At 42.8% G+C, this 4,317-nt stretch carries 4 protein-coding genes; all 4 read left to right on the top strand.

The genetic code is table 11. The features are described 5' to 3' along the window. The first annotated feature begins 135 nt into the window (after positions 1-135). Positions 136-768 (top strand): glycerol-3-phosphate responsive antiterminator, encoded by a 633-nt coding sequence (locus AC1DUA_RS25835; protein ID WP_477502495.1) that lies wholly within the window; start codon positions 136-138, stop codon positions 766-768. A 191-nt stretch (positions 769-959) separates the two neighbouring features. Next, complete coding sequence (locus tag AC1DUA_RS25830; RefSeq protein WP_477502494.1) at positions 960-2,273, top strand: ABC transporter substrate-binding protein; 1,314 nt, start codon at positions 960-962, stop codon at positions 2,271-2,273. 128 nt (positions 2,274-2,401) lie between these two features. Beyond that, a complete protein-coding gene (locus AC1DUA_RS25825; protein WP_477502493.1) occupies positions 2,402-3,481 on the top strand; it encodes an ABC transporter ATP-binding protein in 1,080 nt (359 codons plus the stop codon). A gap of 1 nt (position 3,482) precedes the next feature. Further along, a partial coding sequence (locus AC1DUA_RS25820; protein ID WP_477502492.1) for a carbohydrate ABC transporter permease occupies positions 3,483-4,317 on the top strand: 835 nt, incomplete at its 3' end.

Genomic DNA, 4,317 nt, shown 5'->3' with positions numbered 1-4,317 from the left:
GATGTTATACAACAATATGAAACATTTTAGACATAATCCTACCGCACGTGGTGTAGATTCAGATCGGGCATGTACGGTCTCTTTACGGATAGAAGCGGAACAACTATAGTTTCATATCAGGGGAGGTCTTGATGGATGAAAAGGCTTAAGAATGATGAAGGCRGCATGTTTTTTGAAAGATTAAGCACACACCGAATGGTGGCTTCCATCAAGGAGCCAAAACAAATCGAGATTGCCTTATCCCTTAGAAACCAATTAAGCGGCGTTTTTCTCTTAACTGGGCATATCGGCGTTATAAAAGGTTATGTCGATTTGTTCAATAAGCATCAGCTGCCAGTCTTCCTGCACTTGGAGAAAATAGGCGGTTTAAGTACCGACTCTTATGGCATGGACTACTTGGCCAAAGTGATTAAACCAAGCGGGATTATTACGACGAAAACGAATGTTGTCAAAACAGCGAAAAAAATGGGCTTGCTTACCATTCAACGCTTCTTCTTAGTGGATACGGAAGGTGTGGAGAATATATTCAAAAGTCTTGCACAAGTGGAGCCTGACATCATTGAAGTCATGCCCGCACGAATTCCTGAAATGATCGGGGAGATCAAGAAGTTCACTACGCTTCCAATCATTACAGGTGGTTTGGTATACGAACGAAGTCAGGTAATGGATGGATTTAAAAATGGAGCAACGGCGGTTTCTGCCTCGAAATCGGATTTATGGCGAGAAACCTATTCCACAGAAGAAAAGATGATTCGGAATATTGGATGATGGAATGATTTTCATAATATTAATAACTACTTAACACTCATTTAATACTGGGCGATTATGATGAAGCCAGACAAGTAAATAGCAGTAGGTTGGAGTAGTGGAGAAGCCTGATTAGCGGTCGACTTTAAGCCGACGGTTGATTTAGGCTTCTTTTTTTATGGTTTCATACTAAAAATTGGGAGGAACTACAAATGTTTAAGAAAAAATTGGTTTCGATTCTTGCGGTTAGTTCAATCATTATGTTATCAGCATGCGGAACAGCTGGTACAGGAGACAAAGCAGCATCGGGTTCAGCAAGCACGGCTTCTTCTCCACAAGGCAAAATCGTCATTAAATATTGGACTGCAAACGGTGGGAAAATTGAAGAAGCAAAGCAAAACCTGGTGAAGAAATTCAATGAGTCGCAGAATAAAATTGAGGTTCAGCAAGCGAACCAAGGCAACTACGATGATCTTCATGCGAAAGTGCAAGCGGCATTTGCTGCTGGAAACGCACCTGCCGTTTTCGACCTTGAAATTGCATCTACAGGAATTTTCTCACGCTCAGGCATGCTTGTAGACTTGACTCCTCTGGCAGCAAGGGATGAAGCACAAGTCAACATTAAGGATTTTAACCCGGGTCTTATGGGGAATGCCTATGTGGATGGCAAGTTATATGGGATTCCATTCATGAGAAGTACGCCGATCTTTTACAAAAATGTCACGATGTTAAAAGATGCTGGTCTGGATCCGGCTGGCCCGAAAAACTGGAAGGAATTAGAGGAGTATTCCCGCGTGCTGAAATCAAAAGGGAAGACGCCGATGACGATGGCAGTAGGCGTATGGGAATATGAGGCACTTGTTGCTCAAAGCGGTGGCAAGGTGCTAAGCGAGGACGGGAAAAAGGCCACATTCAACACGGCTGAAGGTGTTGCGCCGGTAGAGTTTTGGAAGAAAATGTCCGATGACGGTCTTATCAAGTTTACTGTAGGAAAGACAGCAGGTGCTGATGCGGAGAAGGACTGGACCAACCAGATTTCCGCTTTCAAAATCGGGTCTACGGCGGGTGTTTCTGCAAGCTTAGAGGTTGCTAAAGGAAATAACTTTGTAATGGCTACAGATTTTATGCCTGCTAATAAATCTTATGGAGTTCCAACAGGCGGATGCCAGCTCGCCATCACTTCCAAGCTGAAAGATACTGAAAAAGAAGCAACATGGGAATTCGTGAAGTTCATGACATCGAAGGAAAACACGATCTACCAGCATAAATATGTTGGATACCTGCCTAACCGTCTATCTGCTTTGCAAAGCGATGAGCTGCAAAACTACTATAAAGAGTTCCCACAATACAAAGTAGCTTCCGATCAATTGCAGTATGCTGTACTTCGTCCGAACGCAAATGCTTACGCAGAAGTTTCGAAAACTATCATAGATGCCATGACGAAAGCAATCCTCGAAAAGGATGTAAAACCGCAAGATGTTATGAACGAGGCTGCGGAAAAAGCGAATAAATTATTGAGCAAATAATCACCAGACTGGGGGAGGACTCCAGTTCATTCCATGAGAGCTGGCCAGTATTTTTCTGTCGAGGCGGAATTAATGCAGGTGATGCTTGCTATTCAGGAACATAGTTAAAACGTAAAGGAGACGAACGTATGGCAAAGATCCAACTAGTCAATATTGGCAAAAAGTATAAAGACGAAACGATTATCAGCGGTCTTAATCTTACGATCAAAGATGGGTCGTTTACCGTTCTTGTTGGCCCATCCGGTTGCGGTAAATCAACAACCCTGCGCATGATTGCAGGGCTTGAGAAACAGACCGAAGGACAAATATGGATTGGTGACAAATGCGTAAATGATACACAGCCAGGGCTACGGGATGTAGCCATGGTTTTCCAAAACTATGCGTTATATCCGACAATGACCGTACGTGAAAATATAGAATTCGGACTCAAGAACAGAAAAGTACCCAAAATGGAACGGGAAACCTTAATCCGTGATATTTGTGAAATCGTCGCGCTAACGCCTCATCTGGACAAAAAGCCGCAAAACTTATCGGGAGGACAACGTCAGAGGGTTGCGCTGGCCCGGGCCATGGTTAAGAAACCAAAGGTATTTATCCTGGATGAACCGCTCTCCAATCTGGACGCTAAGCTGCGCAACCAAATGAGAACGGAGTTGATTCAGCTTCATAAGAGGCTGGGCAGTACCTTCGTTTATGTCACCCATGATCAAGTGGAAGCTATGTCGATGGGCGATGAGATCGTCGTCATGAACAAAGGACTTATTCAACAGACGGATGCACCTTTGAAACTTTATAACGATCCAGTTAATGTTTTCACCGCACAGTTTATCGGTACCCCGGCTATGAATATTTTTGATTATGGTCATGTACAAGGGTTAAAGGTAGAGACCACCTCGGCTATCGGTTATATCGGCTTCAGGGCTGAACATGTGTTGATGTCTCCGAAGGATCGCACAGATGGGTTTGTAATTGAAGGAGAAATTATTACGAGAGAAAGCCTGGGGGCAGAAAATATTTATCAGATCGCGTCCAACATGGGGCCGTTTTTCGTAAAGACCTTCCTTACCTCATTGGAAACGGATGATCATATTAAAGCATTGATTCCTTATGATCAGCTTTACTATTTTGACTTAGAGGGTCAACGAATTCGGGACATTTCAAGACATATACAACGTGAGAAAATCCTTGTTGCTGGCGGCGGTGTTTAATATGACAATATGGGGAAAGCTGCGTCCGTATGCGATGGTTGCTCCAGCAATTACTGTGTTTTCGATATTTTTTATATATCCGATTATTTATATGATATACCTAAGTATGTTTGATTGGAATTTTATTAGCCCTAATAAGAACTTTGTTGGGATGCAGAACTTTACGGATCTCTTAACGGAAAAAGAATTTATACAAGTAATAACAAATACGTCCATCTATACCGTTCTAACGGTCACGTTCATCATTGGACTGTCCTTATTTTTAGCTCTGTGGCTGAATAAAACGAGTATGTTTTCAAGTTTTGTACAAGGTGCCATCTTCAGTCCGCATATTGTTTCCTGGGTATCCATTTCCATGATTTGGGCTTGGGTGATGGACCCGCAGTATGGCTTATTGAACTGGTTCATCGGTTTGTTTGGTTTTGCTAAGCTCGCCTGGCTTTCCTCTCAGAAGACGTCTCTGATTTCATTAGTTATCGTTGCTGTCTGGAAAGGGCTTGGCTACAATACCTTGGTCTTTATTGCTGGTTTGCAAAGCATACCAAAGGACATCTACGAAGCGGCAGCTCTTGATCGGTCCAAACCTTGGACGACATTTTACAGATTGATACTTCCGATGCTTTCACCTACGATCTTCTTCCTGGTAATTATCAATATGATCGGATCTTTTCAGGTTTTCGAAACGATTGCGATCATGACGCAAGGGGGACCGGTCAATACAACGAATACACTTGTTTATTATATATATGAATATGGTTTCCGTTTCTTTAAAATCGGTTATGCTTCTGCGGCGGGAGTCATTCTACTATTCATTGTTGGAGTGCTGACCATCATCT

It is taken from the genome of Paenibacillus sp. 01T422 (assembly GCF_056398785.1).
Note: the sequence above shows the minus strand (reverse complement) of the source record. Positions and strands in the feature narration are given on the sequence as shown.